The 18,412-nt window shown below is 43.8% G+C and carries 15 protein-coding genes; 11 read left to right on the plus strand and 4 right to left on the minus strand.

Annotation, left to right across the window (positions count from 1 at the left end):
• Nucleotides 1-175: 175 nt before the first annotated feature.
• The 3 genes from OCV88_RS08370 (at nucleotide 176) to OCV88_RS08380 (ending at nucleotide 2,484) form a co-directional block, all read left to right on the plus strand.
• Nucleotides 176-1,072 carry a DMT family transporter gene (locus OCV88_RS08370; protein WP_158425060.1) on the plus strand — a complete coding sequence of 299 codons (897 nt, stop codon included), beginning with the start codon at nucleotides 176-178 and terminating at the stop codon, nucleotides 1,070-1,072.
• A 414-nt stretch (nucleotides 1,073-1,486) separates the two neighbouring features.
• Nucleotides 1,487-2,311, plus strand: a complete 825-nt coding sequence (locus OCV88_RS08375) for a hypothetical protein (RefSeq protein ID WP_158425061.1) — start codon at nucleotides 1,487-1,489, stop codon at nucleotides 2,309-2,311.
• Nucleotides 2,312-2,328: 17 nt separating this feature from the next.
• Entirely contained in the window at nucleotides 2,329-2,484 is a 156-nt protein-coding gene (locus OCV88_RS08380) for a hypothetical protein (RefSeq protein WP_262591034.1), read from the plus strand.
• Nucleotides 2,485-2,598: 114 nt separating this feature from the next.
• On the opposite strand, the gene rpoN is transcribed toward OCV88_RS08380, so the two are convergent.
• The 4 genes from rpoN to OCV88_RS08400 all read right to left on the minus strand — a co-directional run bounded on the left by rpoN (nucleotide 2,599) and on the right by OCV88_RS08400 (nucleotide 8,432).
• Nucleotides 2,599-3,972 (minus strand): RNA polymerase factor sigma-54, encoded by a 1,374-nt coding sequence (gene rpoN, locus OCV88_RS08385; RefSeq protein WP_158425062.1) that lies wholly within the window; start codon nucleotides 3,970-3,972, stop codon nucleotides 2,599-2,601.
• A 132-nt stretch (nucleotides 3,973-4,104) separates the two neighbouring features.
• Nucleotides 4,105-5,421 carry an acetyl-CoA hydrolase/transferase family protein gene (locus tag OCV88_RS08390; RefSeq protein WP_158425063.1) on the minus strand — a complete coding sequence of 439 codons (1,317 nt, stop codon included), beginning with the start codon at nucleotides 5,419-5,421 and terminating at the stop codon, nucleotides 4,105-4,107.
• A gap of 12 nt (nucleotides 5,422-5,433) precedes the next feature.
• The gene (locus OCV88_RS08395) at nucleotides 5,434-6,885 is read right to left on the minus strand and encodes a 4-hydroxyphenylacetate 3-hydroxylase family protein (RefSeq protein ID WP_158425064.1); all 1,452 of its coding nucleotides are present in this window, start codon (nucleotides 6,883-6,885) and stop codon (nucleotides 5,434-5,436) included.
• Between the two features lie 167 nt (nucleotides 6,886-7,052).
• Nucleotides 7,053-8,432: a sigma-54 interaction domain-containing protein gene (locus OCV88_RS08400; protein ID WP_158425065.1), complete on the minus strand. Its 1,380-nt coding sequence runs from the start codon at nucleotides 8,430-8,432 to the stop codon at nucleotides 7,053-7,055.
• Nucleotides 8,433-8,683: 251 nt separating this feature from the next.
• Here OCV88_RS08400 and OCV88_RS08405 point away from each other — a divergent pair, with 251 nt between their 5' ends.
• The 8 genes from OCV88_RS08405 to nrdD all read left to right on the plus strand — a co-directional run bounded on the left by OCV88_RS08405 (nucleotide 8,684) and on the right by nrdD (nucleotide 18,398).
• The gene (locus OCV88_RS08405) at nucleotides 8,684-8,968 is read left to right on the plus strand and encodes a NifU family protein (protein ID WP_158425066.1); all 285 of its coding nucleotides are present in this window, start codon (nucleotides 8,684-8,686) and stop codon (nucleotides 8,966-8,968) included.
• Nucleotides 8,952-9,806 carry a MaoC family dehydratase gene (locus OCV88_RS08410; protein ID WP_158425067.1) on the plus strand — a complete coding sequence of 285 codons (855 nt, stop codon included), beginning with the start codon at nucleotides 8,952-8,954 and terminating at the stop codon, nucleotides 9,804-9,806. The genes OCV88_RS08405 and OCV88_RS08410 overlap by 17 nt, the downstream gene beginning before the upstream one ends.
• On the plus strand, nucleotides 9,793-10,032 hold the full coding sequence (locus OCV88_RS08415; RefSeq protein ID WP_158425068.1) for an acyl carrier protein: 240 nt from the start codon (nucleotides 9,793-9,795) through the stop codon (nucleotides 10,030-10,032). Before OCV88_RS08410 ends, OCV88_RS08415 begins: the two co-directional genes overlap by 14 nt.
• Before the next feature lie 17 nt (nucleotides 10,033-10,049).
• Nucleotides 10,050-10,697 carry an MBL fold metallo-hydrolase gene (locus tag OCV88_RS08420; protein ID WP_158425069.1) on the plus strand — a complete coding sequence of 216 codons (648 nt, stop codon included), beginning with the start codon at nucleotides 10,050-10,052 and terminating at the stop codon, nucleotides 10,695-10,697.
• Complete coding sequence (locus tag OCV88_RS08425) at nucleotides 10,690-12,909, plus strand: LuxE/PaaK family acyltransferase (protein ID WP_158425070.1); 2,220 nt, start codon at nucleotides 10,690-10,692, stop codon at nucleotides 12,907-12,909. The genes OCV88_RS08420 and OCV88_RS08425 overlap by 8 nt, the downstream gene beginning before the upstream one ends.
• On the plus strand, nucleotides 12,906-14,354 hold the full coding sequence (locus OCV88_RS08430; protein WP_158425071.1) for an AMP-binding protein: 1,449 nt from the start codon (nucleotides 12,906-12,908) through the stop codon (nucleotides 14,352-14,354). Before OCV88_RS08425 ends, OCV88_RS08430 begins: the two co-directional genes overlap by 4 nt.
• Nucleotides 14,355-14,438: 84 nt before the next feature.
• Nucleotides 14,439-15,887: a glutamate--tRNA ligase gene (gltX, locus tag OCV88_RS08435; protein WP_158425072.1), complete on the plus strand. Its 1,449-nt coding sequence runs from the start codon at nucleotides 14,439-14,441 to the stop codon at nucleotides 15,885-15,887.
• Nucleotides 15,888-16,217: 330 nt separating this feature from the next.
• Nucleotides 16,218-18,398 (plus strand): anaerobic ribonucleoside-triphosphate reductase, encoded by a 2,181-nt coding sequence (gene nrdD / locus OCV88_RS08440; protein WP_158425073.1) that lies wholly within the window; start codon nucleotides 16,218-16,220, stop codon nucleotides 18,396-18,398.
• The last annotated feature ends 14 nt before the right edge of the window (nucleotides 18,399-18,412 follow it).

Here is an 18,412-nt window from a genome sequence, read left to right on the forward strand (position 1 = left end):
TGGCCTAGGAAATGACAATCAAATCAAAGATGATTATGTAATTTTATGGAAAATAAAAATGCAGGCACCCTATCCCTGGCTGTTTATGAAGTGCTCCATAAAAGCATATGTGAAAAAGAGTTGAAAAAAAGAGTGCGTCATGTAAAAATAGGATATCAAAGGAGTACATAAGAAGATGAATACAGGAAAAGTTCAATTATTTGCGGAGATAGGTATTATCATTATCACGATAATCTGGGGAATTGCCTTTGTAGTGGTGAAAGATTCTCTGGACTTGATTCCGCCGGTTTATATGGTAGCATTTCGTTTTACTCTTGCAGCCATATTTCTTGCGGTTATTTTTGTAAAAAAACTGAGGCTGTTAAGTAAACAGTATCTTTTATCCGGGGCGGTAACAGGTATTTTTTTGTTTTTGGGATATTTTTTACAGACAATTGGACTTGAGGATACCCAGGCCGGCGTCAGTGCTTTTTTGACAACCGTATATGTGGTCTGGTCCCCCTTCCTTGCATGGCTGATTCATAAAAAGAAGCCGGAAAAGCAATGTGTGGCAGCTGCTTTTATAGCGGTGGCGGGAATAGGCTTATTATCCTTAAACCAAAGCTTTCAGATGGGGCAAGGAGAGATGCTGACGCTGCTTTGCGGTGTGGCATTTGCTTTGCATATGGTGTTTTTGGATAAGTTTGCAAAAGAGCAGGATCCAATTCTTCTGACAATTCTTCAAATGGCAGTTGTGGCGATTCTTGGATGGGTGCTGGCGCCGGTTTGCGATGGGAAAATGCCCGCAGATATGATTGGTGGAGATGGATTCTGGCAGGCTGTTTTATACCTTGGATTATTAAGTACCGGTGTGGCATTTTTACTGCAGAATGTAGCTCAGCGTTTTATTCCGGTGACTACCACGGCCATTCTTTTGTCAATGGAATCGGTATTTGGTGCATTATTTTCTGTTCTGCTGTTGTCGGAACACATGGGAGGAAGAAAAATTGTTGGATGTGTGCTGCTGTTTGGGGCTGTGATCACTGCGCAGGTGAAGGTGCAGAGGGGGAAAGCGAGCTGGAACAAGCCTTAGAAAATTATGATATTTATAGTGTGTTTTGTGTATTATTGGTTGGAAACGTAAGGATGCGTAAGCATACGTAAGAAAAGGCAAAATTTGCTAGTTGTATTGGAAGAATTTATGTAGAGAAATAAATCGTATAAACAAGAGGATTGAATAGGCATTACAAGATTTGATTTTGTAATGTCTATTATTTTTGTATAGCCTCTAATTCGTAAATATAGTATAAAATGCTTATTACTCCGTATAGCAATTTATTAGTATTAGATTTATTTGTATGTTTAAATAAAACAAGTGATAAAAAATATAAATATTATTTTGAAACTATATTTTGTAAAACTAAATATACATTGACAACAATATTGGATGAGCGTATTATAAAAACTAAATAAAGTTTGTTAATGTATGAAGTTAAGGAGAAAAAATATGAAAAGATTTCTGAAAAGAATAATAGTTAGTGTTAGTATTGGCTCGATGTGCGTATCTTCGATTCCTGTTTTAGCCACAGAATCGAAACAACAGCAGTATACGATAAATGATATAGGTGCATTGAAAAGAGAATTAAATAGTAATGCTTTTGATGAATTATCTAAGGTTGAAAAGCAAAAAATATCCAAAGACATAAATCCAAATGTGAAAGCGGAATTTTTTACAGAAAAAATAGAGACTGCATTAATAGAATTTTCGGATATGGAAGTAGATCTGTCGACCACAGCTGAGGGAAATCAATACGGGGAGGAAACAATTGATTTGGGGGATGGATGCTATGCAATTTTAGAGGTAACAGATAAAGAAGATTTAAATCTGTCACAAACTATTGCAAAAAATGTTAAGAGCTGGATAAATCCAACTGTATATGCCAAAAGCAGTAAAGTCACTAAAAAGTATGGGAATAGATATTTTACGGCTTCTTTTAACGTGGTATGTGGAATTGGGGGAGCTAAAATTGTGTTAGAAAACCACTATAAATTGAGTTCATCAGGTATAACGGAACGTTATGGTGTGTCATCTTGTTCAAGTGTATCATTAGGTGGGACAATATCACATGGAGATCCTGTTATAACAGATAAAACTGCAACTACACCAGGAAAATCAGATACAAATATGCATTGTCAGTATGAAGTTAATGGGTCTGCCGGAGGTGTTTGGAACTATAGCAAAACCTTTACTTTAAATACTAGACTAATATATAATTCAATTAATAAATCTGCAAAAACAATAACATTAACTCATGAATGGACAAAGAAATAATTATAGGAGAGATAATAATGACATATTTTACTTGGAGTATCGGTGCAATCATTATTTATGTAATAATCATTTTGGTTGTCATTGCATTTTACCGCCGGCTGAAATCTATAGATCATACATTAAAAGATCTCAAGAATTTAATAGAGGAAAAAGACAATAAAAATAAAGAATAGTTTTAGAATGAGAAAGGTTTAAGGTTTTCCGGATACTAAAAAACATTCCTGCAAAATATCGATCTGCAAAGATTTTGATATCAGCAGGAATGTTTTTTTGTTTTTATAAAACTTTTACTGCCAGCTTTTCCGTCCGCTTTTATCCGGAATTCCAAGTTCTTCCCGGTATTTTGCCACGGTTCTTCTGGAAAGCTTAATGTCATGCTTCTCAAGCTCTTCGGAGATCAGCCGGTCGCTGAAAGGTTTTTCTTTGTTTTCTCCGTTGATGATCTGTTTTATGACTTCTTTAATCTGGGCAGGGGTTATACCTTCTTCCTTTTTCCCCTGCCGGGAGATCGAAGCGGCCAGAAAGTAGTTCAGCGGAAAGATTCCCCAGGAGCACTGCAGATATTTACCGCGCATGGCCCGGCTGATGGTAGATTCATGAAGTTCCAGCTCCTGTGCAAGGTCACAGAGACGCAGCGGTTTATTGTGCAAGAGACCGTACAGGAAAAAGTCCTGCTGCCGGTCTACAATGGCGTGGGTGACCCGGGAGAGGGTGGAGCTTCGCTGGGAAATACAGTTCTTTACCCATTCTGCCTGCTGAATTTTGGAAGACAGGTATTTCTGAACTTCCGCATCTGCATTTTCCTTTAACATGGACTGATAGTAACTGCTGATATTAAAATTCGGATATTGGTATTCGTTAATCAGAATTTCAAATTTATTTTCCAGCTTTACGATAAAAATATCCGGAGTAATATAGCGCAGCTGTTCTCTGTCGCTGAAAGCGTTGCCGGGTTTGGGGTTCAGGGATTTTAATTCCTCACAGCCTTTTTGTATTTCTTCCATAGAAAGATGCAGCGACTTTGCAATGGCCGGAAGATGATTTTTCCCGATATCCTCCAGATGATTTAAAATCAACTGTTCTGTTACCGGGGAAAAATTTTTGCGCCGGTGCAGCTGCAGCAGCAGGCATTCTTTTAAGCTTCTTGCGCCTACGCCGGCAGGATCCAGTGCCTGGACGTCTGCTAGAAGTTTTTCCACGTCAGTTTCAGATAGGTGGAAACGCCCGGCAATGGAGGACAGATCTTCGGTAAGGTATCCCCGCTGGTCCAGTGAGAGAATCAGATATTCGATGATTTCTTTTTCCGAAGGCGTATATTCGGAAGCAATCAGCTGGGAGAGGAGATAGTCGCTGAGCAGCTCTCCGCCGGAATTGGCGACATTCCAGTTGTCCTGGAGATTATCGCTGTCCCGTTCCTGCTGATAGTATATGTGGTTCTGCCGGTCAGTGGAATCCAGCCAGTCCAGCTTCCGCTGGAGGTCAGCCTGTTTGTCCTGTTCTGCGGCCTCATAGGATTCGGCCAGTTCCACTACCGGGTTTTCCAGTGAGAGATTTTCTATGTAGCTTTCCAGCTCTACAGTACTCATCTGCAGGATTTCCATTGACTGAATCATACGCTGAGAAAGTATCTGTTTTTGACTGAGTTCCATTTTTAGTTCCATAGAAACATCCCCCTTTTATCATCTTATCTTAAGTAATCTATATGATATTTTACCAGAGATATGTTTGGTCTACAATGCCCGATATGAAAAAGAATCCTGCCACGGCAGGATTCTCCGCCTGCGGCGGGTCGCTTAATATGATTCAGGCGGCTGATAGCTGCAGTGAAAACGCTGCTCAAATACCTGAATCAAATTTGGACGGAAGTCCGGGTGGGAAATGTGAATCAAAAGCCGTGCCCGGTCTTTTAGCGTTCGCCCCCTTAAGTGGGCAATGCCGTATTCGGTTACGATATAGTCTGCATCGCATCGGGAGGTAGTGACCGCAGCTCCGGTATCCAGAATTGGCACAATTTTTGACAGAGTCCCTCTGGCCGCAGTGGAAGGCATGGCGATAATGGAAATTCCGTGATCTGCCATAGCGGCGCCCCGGACGAAATCTACCTGTCCTCCCACAGCGCTGATCTGTTTTAAACCTACCGATTCTGAACAGATCTGACCCATCAGGTCTACCTGTACACAGGAATTAATGCACACAATATGGTCATTTTTAGCCACCACTGCCGGGTGATTTACATAATCTACTGGGTGCATTTCCACATCTGGATTATGGTTTACATAATCATACAACCGTTTGGTTCCCATCAGGAAAGTAACAATGGATTTTCCCGGATGGAATACTTTTTTGCGGTTGGTGATTACTCCTGTTTCGGCCAGCTCTACCACACCGTCTGAAAACATTTCTGAATGGATGCCAAGATCTTTTTTATCTTTTAATGACAGCAGTACGGCGTCGGGGATGGCTCCGATGCCAAGCTGCAGAGTATCACCATCCTGAATCAGGGAAGCGCAGTGTTTTCCAATGGCTTTTTCCACTTCTCCCAGAGGGGCCGGCTTTAGCTCAGGCAGAGGAGCGCTGTGTTCCACAAAGCAGTCAATCTCATGAACGGATACTGTATTATCACCGTAAACCCATGGCATCTGGTCATTGACCTGAGCAATTACAAGTTTTGCGTTCTGAATGGCGCTTTTGGTGTAATCACAGGAAACGGAAAGATTTACATTCCCGTTTTCGTCCGGCGGTGTGACCATAACAAGGGCGGCGTCCAGCGGAAGAGTGGTGGTAAACAACTCCGGAATCTGATAGAAAAAGCATGGGGTAAAGTCCGCCCGGCCGAAAGCAATAGCGTCTCTTGTTCCGCCGCTGGCAAACAGAGAATTATGGCGGAAGTAAGGTTCCATACCTTCCTGACAGTACTTATTTTCTCCAAGGGAAACCATATGGCAGATTTCTGTATTCTCAAACCATTCCGGATGCCGGGACAGTGTATGAACAAGATATCCGGGTTCTCCCACTGCATGGCCCAGTGCGATACGGGCACCGGGAGGGATTTTTTTTAAGGCTTCTTCGGCCGACATAAGTTTCTGCCGGTATTCTGTTTTCCAGCTCATTTGGCGGCCTCCTTATTCTTCGATTTTGGCGATTGCTTTTGCAAGCTTCTTTTTCATGGCCAGATTGCCCTGGCGGGAAATCATAATCCGCTGAGCCTGCGGAGAGCCGGCGCCGTGCATGGATTCTGTCCGGTAGCCTACTGCTGCGGTTCCCAGGGTCAGGTTTTCAATCAGTCTTAAAATTCTCATGCGGTTTTCAGTAGACACCTCTGCAACGCCTTTAAAGTATTTGTCAATCACCGGACCCAGTTTCGGATCAGACAGATCTTTTTCGGATGGCGCTGTAACCATAAGACCTCCGGCGATATCCTCAGCCAGACGGGCGATTTCATATGGAAATCTTGTAATATTTTGTTTGCAGACATTGGCTAAAAGCAGGTCAATGATGTAGTTGCCGGAGGCTGTTTTCGTGCCTTCCGCAGAACATGCAATGCCGCAGCAATACAGCGTTTCGTTTAAATGCGTCATTTCGATTAATTTATCTTTTACATGGGAAGCGCGCTGGGCACCATTGTATTCCGCAGCTACAGCGGCAGCTCCGATTAATACATCACCCACGCCTACTTTACATCCTCCATAGGACTGTCTGTGATAGCCGGCAAAGCGTTCTACCAGTATTCCGGCAAATTCATACTCTCCATTTAAGAAAATACGGTCATTTGGAACAAATACGTCATCAAACACAACCAGAGCTTCTACACCGCCAAATTCAGAGTTTCCAACATCAATAGAACCGCCTTCCATTTTCCGGGTGTCGCAGGACTGGCGTCCGATAATCATATAGATCCCTTCCGTATCAACGGGAACAGAAAAAGATACGGCATAATCCTTATCGTCCTCGCCCATGGCGATGGTTGGCATAACAATTACTTCGTGGGAGTTGATAATACCGGTCTGGTGGGCTTTGGCGCCCCGGACAACAATGCCGTCGGCTCTTGTTTCTACCACACGCAGATACAGGTCAGGATCAGCCTGTGCATGAGGAGCTTTGGAACGGTCTCCTTTGGGGTCTGTCATTGCACCGTCAACGGTTAAGTCGTTGCGCTGGGTGTACTCTAAGAATTTTAAAAAGTTGTCATGATAGTGGGTGCCATGTTTTTCATCGCATTCATAAGATGTACTGTAAACGGCGTTGAAGGCATCCATGCCTACACAGCGCTGGAAGCAGGCAGCTGTCTTCTGGCCGCAGAGCCGCTGCATTTTTACTTTTTTTCTAAGATCTTCCGTATTTTGATGAATATGAGTGAAACGGTTGATTTTTTCCCCGGTGATATGGGATTTTGCTGTCATGAGATCTTCGTATTCCGGCATGGACGCCAGATCATAGGTCATTTTTACAGAATTTAAGGACGGGCGCAAAATCGGATGGTCCACCGGATTTTCGATTTTTTCCCCAAACATATAAATCTGCATATTCATTTTGCGGATGCTTTCTACATACTGTTCTCCTGTCATAAGTGCCATAATAAAAACTTCCTTTCCTTTTGATTAATGTTTCAAATTTTGTTGATATCAAAATATAAATGCAAAACCTGTGCCAGTTTCATGACACAGGTTTGGAAAGAGCGGGACTTAAATGCTGGAGAATCTGATGCAGGCTGAGAATCCTGCCGTGGCAGGATTCTTTTTTCTCAGTCTGGAGAATTTTTTTTGCGTTTCCGGACAAAGGTGGCGGGAGACATTTGAAGGCTTTTTGCGGCGTCCCGGACATTGCCGTAAGTATGGTAGGCGTCGTTGATATACTGAAGTTCGATTTCTTCCAGATAGGCGGAAAGATTATTGCCGTATCTGGCAGGGAGAAGCCGGGGCTTTGGAGCTTCTGTCCTCTGTATCATGGGCAGTTCATCCGGGTGGATGATTTCCCCGCTGCTGATAATAATGGCCCGCTCTACGACATTTTTCAGCTCCCGGATATTGCCGGGCCAGTCATAGTCTGTGAGGATCTGCATGGAAGCGTTGGAAAAGGTTTTCACAAAGCCGTATTTCCGATTCAGATCATTGGAAAACAGTGTCACAAGTGCAGGGATATCTCCTGGACGGTGGCGGAGGGGAGGAATGTGAATGGGAAATACCATAAGCCGGTAGTAGAGGTCTTCCCGAAAGGTGCCCGCCTTTACCATATCTTCTAAGCTGCGGTTTGTGGCGGCCAGAATCCGGACGTCGATTTTTCGGGGAACGGTGCTGCCGATTCGTTCAATTTCCTGTTCCTGCAGTACCCGGAGCAGCTTTACCTGCATGGATAAAGGAAGCTCGCCGATTTCATCCAGAAATATTGTGCCTTTATCTGCTACTTCAAACAGGCCGGGTTTTCCCTGGCGGTCAGCGCCTGTAAAGGAGCCTTTTTCATATCCAAACAGTTCGCTCTCCAGCAGATTCTCTGGGATAGCGCCGCAGTTGACCCGGATGAAGGAATTTTCCTTCCGGCTGCTGTGCTGGTGAATGTATTTGGCGAAGATTTCTTTGCCCACGCCGGTTTCTCCAAGGAGAATCACGGTAGTATCAAGCTCTAAGACCTTATCGGCAAGGCGCAGTGCGGCAAGGGTATTTTCATCCTCGGCAATCATGTCTCCGGAGAGAAGTTCTTTTTGCATATGGGCTAATTCCTGCTGCAGCTTCTTTTTCTGCTCCGCTGTTTTTTCAACTTCTACCTTTAGATGATAGATCTCTGTCAGATCCCGGACATTTGTGACAACCATAATGATTTCATGCTTTTCATTATAGATGGGAGAGCTTGTAATCAGAGCTTTTTTTCCGGTTTTAAACTCCTGATGGAGGGTGATGGGGCCGCCGGTGTTCAGAACCATCAGGGAGCCGGAGGAGGAAATGATCTTTCGTTCCACCAGATCACGCATGTTTTGGTGAAGTACCTCTTCCCGTTTCAGTCCGGTAATTGTCTCATAAGATTTATTGACCATAATGGTATTGGCCTGGCCGTCGGTAATATAGATTCCGTCAAAGGAGTTTTCCAGCACAGCGCTGAGCCATTGGTTGATATCTTTTTTGATTTCCATAAAAGTTCCTTTCTGCCGGATTTTTTTATTTTTATATATTTAGTGTACTCAAAAACGAAACAAAAGACAAGAAAATGTTTTGAAAATGGAACAAATATTGGATATGTGTTTTGAATATGAAACAAAAAAGAGGAGACAAGATAAAGGAATTTTGAATAAAACCGGGTCGGCGTATCAGTTTTATTCCAATAAAACTGGCATAAAATTTGCTATATATTTTAACAGATAAACAGGGAAAGAAAGGGTACATTATGATGGAAAGAATACAGGAAGTGTTAGAAAAAAAAGTCCGGCCGGCCCTCCTTGAACATGAGGGAGATGTAAAGGTGCTGTCTTTTGAAGAGGGGATTTTGCGGATACGTCTGCTGGGAAAATGTTCCGGATGTCCTTCCGCAAGAATTACCACGGAGGAGCTGATTCAAAAAGAGATTATGGAGGCGGTGCCTCAGGTGGAGGATGTAGTTCTGGTTCAGGAGACCAGCCGGGAACTTATGGATTTTGCCAGAAGGATTTTGAACCATGAAAATCGGAATTAAATACTGCGGCGGGTGCAATCCAAGGTATTCACGCCAGCAGGAAACAGAAAAGTTAAAAACCGGACTGTTAAAGGATATCCGGCGTGCAGAAGAAACCGGAGCTTTCTGTGCCGGAGAAAATGATGAACATAAAGATACAGACCTTGTGTTTACTTATGACAGTAATGAAGTATGTGATTTCTGGCTGGTTATCCACGGATGTTCGGCGGCCTGCGGAAAGAAAGAATTATTAAAGGCAAAGCAGAAGATTTTTGAGGCTGTACAGGGAAAGGATTTTGTAAAAATAAAGAAAGAGCTGCTGGAGGCTTTCAAAGCCGGATGCCGGAAAATGGAACCGGACAGTCAAAAAGAGGGGAAGGCCCATGGAAATTCCTGGACCGAAGACGGAAGGAAAATTCTGTATCCGGGGCAGCAGGCGTTTTTTACGAAAGTGCTGGATGAGGAGGCCGTGGCAGCGTTTGCCAGGTTAACTGGAGACTTTAACAGTATCCACCTGGATCCGGGCGCGGCGTCCGAAAGTCTGTATCGAAAGCCTGTGGTACATGGAATGCTTACCGCAAGCCTGATTTCAACGGTGATGGGCATGAAGCTGCCGGGGCCGGGAACTGTTTTTTCGGGAACCAGTATTACTTTTGATCTGCCGGTATTCTGGGGAGATACCATTACGGCTGAAGTTGTACTGGAAGATATTGAGGAGTATCCCGGTCATTATCGGGTACTGTTAAAGGGGCGGTGCGTGAACCAGGATGGATTAACTGTTGTCCAGGCAGACTGCAGTCAGATACTTTCTAAACGGAAATTTTATATAAAGGAGAAACAAAAGAATGACAAATCTTGAAAAATATAACCGGGCGTTTATCCGGAATCTGGATGTAACAGAGGATGAGCTTTTAGAATTGAAATACAGGGGAATTCCCCAGTGGGATTCCATTGGACATATGGATTTGATTGCAGAACTGGAGGGCGAGTTTGAAATCCGAATGGAGACATCGGATGTGCTGGCATTTTCTTCTTATAAAAAAGGAAAAGAAGTGCTGGCAGAATATGGCGTTATTCTGGAGTAAAAGCAGAGGGGAAAGCAATGATTATTACGGTCAGTTCAGAAACAATGGGAAGCAACAGCTATCTGATAGAAAAGAATAAAAAGGTTCTTATTATAGATCCCAATGAACCGGATAAAATCAAAGGGCTGATTTCGGAGTGTGGATGGCAGCCGGAAAAGATTCTGCTGACCCATGAACATTTTGATCATATCAAAGGGCTGGAAGAAATCCGGGAGTACTTTCAGATTCCGGCAGCGGCCAGCGAAGCCTGCAGTCTGGGCATCCAGAATGTTAGAAGTAATTTGTCTTCGATTTATGATATGTATGTCTATTATCAGACAGGACAGACTGCCGGAAAACGGCACCCGGATTTTGTATGCAGGCCTGCAGATGAAATATTTCAGGGAGAGTATAGTTTTTTATGGGAGGGATGCCGGATTACCATGAAGGCGCTGCCGGGGCATTCTAAGGGCAGCAGCGTGATCTGGCTGGATGAGGCTTTTTTGTTTACGGGAGATTATCTGATTCAGAATCAGCCGGTGATTACAAGATTTACCGGAGGAGCTCCGGACAGATATGAAAAAGAGGCCAGAAAATATTTTGCGTGTCTGCCGTCGGGATTGTTTATTTATCCCGGCCATGGGCAGCCCTATGTTTATACAAGGGAGATGGGGGCATATGAATGAAAATAAAGGGGTATACAGGCTTTCACAGCAGGAAAAGAACCGCAGGATAAACCGGGAATTAAGAGAACTTACAAAGATACACAAAAACAAATGTGAGCCGTACCGGAGGCTTTGCGGCGGTCTGAAAGAAGAAATGCCTTTTGTCCCGGTAAGTGCATTTAAGGATTTGGAGTTGAAAAGTGTCCCGGAATCAGAAATCGTGAAAATAATTACTTCTTCAGGAACTTCCGGTGAGCGTGTCTCCCGGATCTTTTTGGACCGGGAGACGGCGAATCTTCAGCAGAAGGCTTTGTGTGAAATTGCAGGAGATTTTATTGGGAATCAGCGGCTGCCGATGCTGGTGATTGACAGCCGGAATGTTTTAAGAGACCGGAGAGGATTTTCTGCCAGAGGTGCAGGGATTTTAGGGTTTTCCATACTTTCTGCTGAGCGGTGCTATGCACTGGATGAACAGATGCATTTATTGACAGAGGAAATCACGGCTTTTCTTAAAAAGCATGAGGGAGAAAACATTCTGGTTTTTGGATTTACTTATATTGTCTGGGAATATTTCTGCCAGGAATTAAAGAGAAGAGGTCTGTCCCTTGATTTGTCAAATGGATATCTGATTCATGGAGGAGGCTGGAAAAAAATGCAGCAGATAGCCGTTTCCGAAGATGTATTTGCCAGGGAACTGAAACGTGTCTGCGGCATCAGACATATCAGCAGCTATTACGGGATGGCGGAGCAGACGGGAAGTATTTTTATGGAGTGTGAGTGTGGTCATCTTCATGCCAGCTGCTATTCTGATATACGGGTGCTTCGGGCTGCAGATTTTTCAGAATGTGACACAGGGGAAGAGGGGATTTTAGCACTTTCCAGTGTCTTAGCCAAATCCTATCCGGGCCACAGGATTCTGACGGAAGATCTTGGCATCCTGCTGGGAACAGACCACTGCCCCTGCGGGCGGAAGGGAAGCTATTTTAAAGTAACAGGAAGAATACCAAAAACCGGGCTGCGGGGCTGCAGTGATGTGCTGGCAGAAAGCCGGGCCAAAAAGACAGACGCGAATATCTTTCTGGCGGCCGGAGTTTTAAAACCAAAGCCCCGGAAGGCGGCAGTTTTTGATGAATTAGCGGTTGGTTTTTTGACGGAAGTATCGGAATATATCCGGAAAAAGAAAGAACTGCAGCGATATCCGGATCTGTGTGCTTTTGGATTCTGGTGCCGTCCGGCAAACTTAAAAGCAATGAAACGTCAGGGACGCCGTGGGAAGGGGCTGGTATTTCATATTGTACCTTCTAATATGCCGGTGATGTTCGCTTATTCATGGGCTGTTGGGCTGCTTGCAGGAAATGGAAATGTTGTCCGGCTGCCGGGGCAGAGTGCTCCGGAGACAGATATTTTATGTAACCTTATAGAAGAGCTGTTTCAAAAGGAAACATACAGAGAGCTGAAGGAGTGCAGCAGTTTTGTCCGATACCGGGCAGACCGAAAAGTGACACAGATGTACTCAGAATGCTGTCAGGTCCGTATCATATGGGGCAGTGATGATACCGTGCGAAGCATTCAAAAGATTCCTCTGGCAAAGGGAGCATCAGATATCATATTTCCGGATAAATATTCCATTGCAGTGTTATCGGTCTCTTATATACTGGAACAATCAGAAGAAGAATTATGTCAACTGGCATATCGGTTTTACCAGGACACATACGGAGCAGATCAGAATGCCTGCTCCAGTCCCATTACTGTTTTCTGGCTGACAGGGGAAGCGGCCAGGGAAGAGATAAGTCTTGCAAAAGACCGCTGGCATACGGCGCTGGCAGAACAGGCAAAGGCGTATCCTCTGGACTTTTATAAGTCCGTGGCAAAATATCAAAAGCTTTGCAGAGCCTGTCTGGAACAAAAAGGTCTGGAGCCTGTAAAGCGTTTTGGAAACCGGTTGTATATTATTCCCTGCAAAGAACTGCCCGAGCATTTATGGGAGCTTTCCGGGGTGTGTGGTATGTTTTTTGAAAAAGATATAAAGGAAACAAGTGAGCTGTATCCCTGGATGGAGGCAAAGATTCAGACCATTGCAGCTGCAGGTATCTGTAAAAAGCAGCTGTATGATGAAATAAGAGCCGCCGGATGTCCTGGTGTTGACCGGGTGGTTTCCCCCGGAGAAGCCCTGGTTTTTGATCCGGTCTGGGACCGGAAGGATTTATATCTGCTTCTTACGGAGGAAAGATGATGAAATTTTATGAGGAAACAGATTTGTACAGGGAAAGGATACTGTTTATAACAGAAACCGGGGAGCATCTGACCTATCAGGAAAGCTATGATCTGGCGGATGAGATGCTGAAGGGAATACCGTCCAGAACTATTGCTTTTTTATTTTGCAGCAATCAGCTGGAAGCTGTCAGTGCATATCTTGGGATGCTGCGCAGGGGAATTGTGCCGGTTCTGTTAGATAAAGATCTGCCGCCGGAGCAGATCAGAGAGATGATGAAAATTTATGAGCCGGAAATCTGTATTTATCCGGCAGCCGAAAAAAATAAAATGCCAAAGGGACATATTTTGTGGGAAAATGCAGCATATCTCACAGTCAGAACCGGGGAGAGGCGCTGCCAGATGTATCCTGAACTGGGGCTGCTGCTGCCAACCTCCGGCAGCACCGGAAGTCCAAAGCTTGTGCGGCTTAGCTATGAAAATCTGCAGAGTAATGCACTGTCTATTGCCGGATATCTGAATCTTACAAAAGATGACCGGCCGGTGACAAATCTGCCTATGCAGTATACTTATGGACTGTCTGTAATTAACAGCCATGTGCTAAAAGGTGCATCTATACTGCTGACAACAGGAACGGTATTTGAAGAGCGTTTTTGGAAGCTGGTAAAGGAGCAGAGAGCCACGGCTCTGGCCGGTGTGCCTCATACATATGAAATGCTGAAACGGCTGCGGCTGGATGCCATGGAACTGCCGGATTTAAAAGTACTGACCCAGGCCGGAGGCAGGCTGTCGGGAACCCTTCAGCAGTATTTTGCCTCCTGGACCAGAAAAAAAGGAATAAAGTTTTTTATTATGTACGGCCAGACGGAAGCCACTGCCCGGATGTCCTACCTTCCCTGGGAAAAAAATCTGGAAAAGCCCGGGAGTATTGGGATTGCGGTTCCCGGGGGCCGTCTGGAGCTTCAGGATGAGGAAGGAATGGTGATCGAAGCGCCGGAAACAGAAGGAGAGCTGATCTATTATGGGCCAAATGTTTCTTTGGGATATGCCGGGGGGCGCAAAGATCTGTCAAGAGGTGATGAGCAAAGAGGCAGGCTTGCTACAGGAGATCTGGCAAAACGGGATGCAGAAGGGTTTTATTATATTACCGGAAGAAAGAAACGATTTTTAAAGATATTTGGAAAACGCATCAGTCTTGATATGCTGGAAAAGATGCTGGCCTGCCGGTATCCGGACAGTGTGGCAGCCTGTACGGGAACCGATGAGAAAATCTGCATTTATATAGAAGATAAAAGCCCAGCTGCTCCCGGTGAGATTGCAGGCTTTCTTTCAGAACAGACAAGATTGCACCAATCAGCGTTTCTGGTAAGGAAAATTCCACAGATTCCAAGAAACAGCGCAGGAAAAATACAGTACACACAGCTTTTATTACGGGATATCCACGGAAAATCTCGGGGAAACAGTTGAGAAAACAGTCTTTTTCGTATATAATAGCCGGAGTAAAAGAAAAACATAAATAAAATGAAAAGATAAAAGAAAAGAGGCCAGATAATGACAAAAGTCAGAACCAGATTTGCACCAAGTCCTACAGGGAGAATGCATGTAGGGAATCTTCGGACTGCATTATATACGTATTTGATTGCAAAACATGAAGGCGGAGAGTTTGTTTTAAGAATTGAAGATACCGATCAGGAGCGTTTTATGGATGAGGCTCTTGATATTATATATCGCACCATGAAAAAGACTGGGCTGATTCACGATGAAGGGCCGGATAAAGACGGCGGTTACGGTCCTTATGTGCAGAGTGAGCGCTGTGCATCCGGACTTTATATGGAATATGCCAAAATGCTCATTGAAAAAGGAGAGGCTTATTACTGCTTCTGCGATAAAGAGCGTCTGGAATCTTTAAAACAGACCATCGGAGATAAGGAAATCAGTGTTTACGATAAGCACTGCCTGCATCTGTCAAAAGAGGAAGTGGAGGCAAACCTTGCCGAAGGCAGGCCTTTTGTGATTCGTGCCAATGTTCCCAACGAAGGTGAGACAACCTTTCATGATGAAATTTACGGGGATATTACACAGCCAAATTCTGAACTGGACGATATGATTCTCATAAAATCTGACGGATATCCTACTTACAACTTTGCCAATGTAGTGGATGACCATCTGATGAAAATTACTCATGTAGTCCGGGGAAATGAGTATCTGTCGTCAGCACCGAAATACACCAGACTGTATCAGGCTTTTGGCTGGGAAGAGCCAAAGTATATCCACTGTCCGCTGATTACCAATGAAGAGCATCAGAAACTCAGCAAGCGGTGCGGGCATTCTTCCTATGAAGACCTCATTGAGCAGGGATTTCTCACGGAAGCTGTGGTAAATTTTGTGGCTCTTCTTGGATGGAGTCCTTCTGATAATCAGGAGATTTTCTCTATGGAAGAGCTGATACAAAAATTTGATTACCATCATATCAGCAAATCACCTGCGGTTTTTGATATGACGAAACTGAAATGGATGAACGGCGAGTATTTAAAAGCCATGGATTTTGATACTTTTTATGAGATGGCAGAGCCGTATATCCGGAAGGCAGTTAAAAAAGATTATGATCTTAAGAAAATTGCCCAGATGGTGAAAACCAGAATTGAAACATTTCCGGAGATTGGTGAACATATTGATTTCTTTGATACACTTCCGGATTATGATATCTCCATGTATACACACAAGAAAATGAAAACAAATGCGGAGACATCATTAGAAGTTTTGACAGAGGTTCTGCCGAAACTGAAAAATCAGGAGGACTACAGCAACGATGCCCTGTATCAGATGCTGAAAGAGTATATTACAGAAAAAGGATACAAAAACGGCTATGTGATGTGGCCTGTCCGCACGGCTGTTTCCGGAAAACAGATGACTCCGGGAGGAGCTACAGAACTGATGGAGGTACTGGGAAAAGAGGAATCTGTTGCACGTATTGAAAAGGCAATTGAAATGTTGAAATAAGTTCAAGAAGGTAAGAGAGCCGATTTATAATAATTCAGGGCTGTTTGCAGACTTTGGAAGTTTTCTGAAAATACAGAGGAAAGACTGTTACCGGGAAAACTTGTGCCAGAGGTGTTGCAATAGCCCTTTTTTCATGCCCGAAAATCAGTATAATAAGAATGATTCCATTAGAATATTCAGACACAAGATCTGGTATTGTGAAATGAGACTGATTTCAAAAGACACAATATATGGTTTTGGGTATTGTAATCAAATACCATATGTTGTACAATGTCAGCAGACATAAAAAAATAAGATCTATATATAGTATAACAGAAACAGGAGACGGGCATGAAAATCATAAAGAGAAGTGGAACAGAAGTCCAGTTTGATCTGGATAAAATTACAGCGGCGGTGATCAAAGCAAACAGCTCTGTGCCGGATAATGAAAAAATGAGCAAAGAACAGATTGCAGTTATTTCTGCAAATATGCGGACCATCTGTGAGGGAATGAACCGTGCGCTCAGCGTGGAGGAAATTCAGGATTTTGTTGAAAATCAGATTATGAATCAGCGGGCATTTTCCGTGGCAAGAAATTATATTACATATCGTTATAAAAGAGCACTGGTGCGTAAAACAAATTCTACTGATGAACAGATTTTAAGTCTTCTGGAATTTGATAATGAGGAAGTAAAACAGGAAAATTCAAATAAAAATCCGGCAGTTAACAGTGTTCAGAGAGATTACATGGCAGGGGAGGTAAGCAAGGATATTACCAAGCGTTTTCTGCTTCCGCCTGAAATCGTAGAAGCCCATGAGCAGGGGCTGATTCATTTCCATGACGCAGACTATTTTGCACAGCATATGCACAACTGCTGTCTGATCAATCTGGAAGATATGCTTCAGAATGGAACGGTAATCAGTGAGACTATGATTGAGAAACCTCACAGTTTTTCAACAGCCTGCAATGTTGCTACTCAGGCAATTGCGCAGATTGCAAGTTCTCAGTATGGCGGCCAGAGCATTTCCCTGGCGCAGCTGGTTCCTTTTGTACAGGTAAGCCGTGAAAAATTCCGGAAAGAGGTTGCGGCTAATTTTGCAGAGGCCGGCATTGATGCTGATCAGGATACCATTAATCAGGTAGCTGAAATGCGTGTCAGAAAAGAAGTTCAGCAGGGCGTTCAGATGATTCAGTATCAGGTTATTACATTGATGACAACCAATGGACAGGCGCCCTTTATCACAATTTTTATGTATCTGAACGAAGTAGAAGACGGCCAGCTGAAAGATGATCTGGCAATGGTAACTGAGGAAGTATTAAAACAGCGGATGCAGGGAATTAAAAATGAAAAGGGAGTTTACATAACACCTGCATTTCCAAAGCTGATTTACGTACTGGAAGAGGATAATATTAAAGAGGGAAGCAAATATTATTATCTGACGAAACTGGCGGCAGAATGTACTGCAAAACGGATGGTGCCGGATTATATTTCAGAAAAGGTAATGCTTCAGAATAAAGTAGATAAAAACGGAGAGGGACACTGCTATACCTGTATGGGATGCCGTTCCTTCCTGACCCCCTATGTGGATCCGGAAACAAACAAACCGAAATACTACGGAAGATTTAATCAGGGTGTTGTGACCATTAACCTGGTAGATGCAGCCTGCTCTTCCGGAAAAGATATGGAAAAATTCTGGAAAATCTTTGATGAAAGACTGGAATTGTGTTATAAAGCTCTAATGTGCCGTCACCGCCGTCTGGAGGGAACGCCTTCGGATGTGGCTCCGATTTTATGGCAGCACGGAGCGCTGGCCAGACTGAAAAAAGGTGAGACCATTGATGAGCTTTTACATGGCGGATATTCCACCATTTCTCTTGGATATGCAGGATTGTGCGAGTGTGTCAGATATATGACAGGAAAATCCCACACGGATCCCGCCGCAACACCATTTGCACTGGAAGTGATGCAGCATATGAATGATGCCTGCGCGAAATGGAAAGCAGAACAGAACGTGGATTTCAGTCTTTATGGAACGCCATTGGAGTCTACAACATATAAGTTTTCAAAATGTCTGCAGAAACGTTTTGGTATCATTCCGGATGTGACAGACAGAAACTATATTACAAACAGTTATCATGTACATGTAACGGAAGAAATTGACGCTTTTGATAAGCTGAAATTTGAAGCGCAGTTCCAGAAACTGTCTCCGGGGGGAGCCATCAGTTATGTGGAAGTGCCTAATATGCAGGACAACCTGGAAGCGGTTCTGTCTGTTATGAAATATATCTATGATAATATCATGTATGCAGAATTAAATACAAAGAGCGATTTCTGCCAGGAATGCGGGTACAGCGGAGAGATTCAGATTATTTCTGATGAGCACAATAAGCTGGTATGGGAATGCCCGAACTGCGGCAACCGGGATCAGGACAAAATGAATGTGGCCAGAAGAACCTGCGGTTATATTGGCACACAGTTCTGGAACCAGGGACGTACCCAGGAAATTAAAGAAAGGGTTCTGCATCTGTAGGCCGGAAGGCGGGG

Origin of the sequence: Brotonthovivens ammoniilytica (assembly GCF_025566885.1) — a bacterium.
GTDB classification, from domain to species: Bacteria; Bacillota; Clostridia; order Lachnospirales; family Lachnospiraceae; genus Brotonthovivens; species Brotonthovivens ammoniilytica.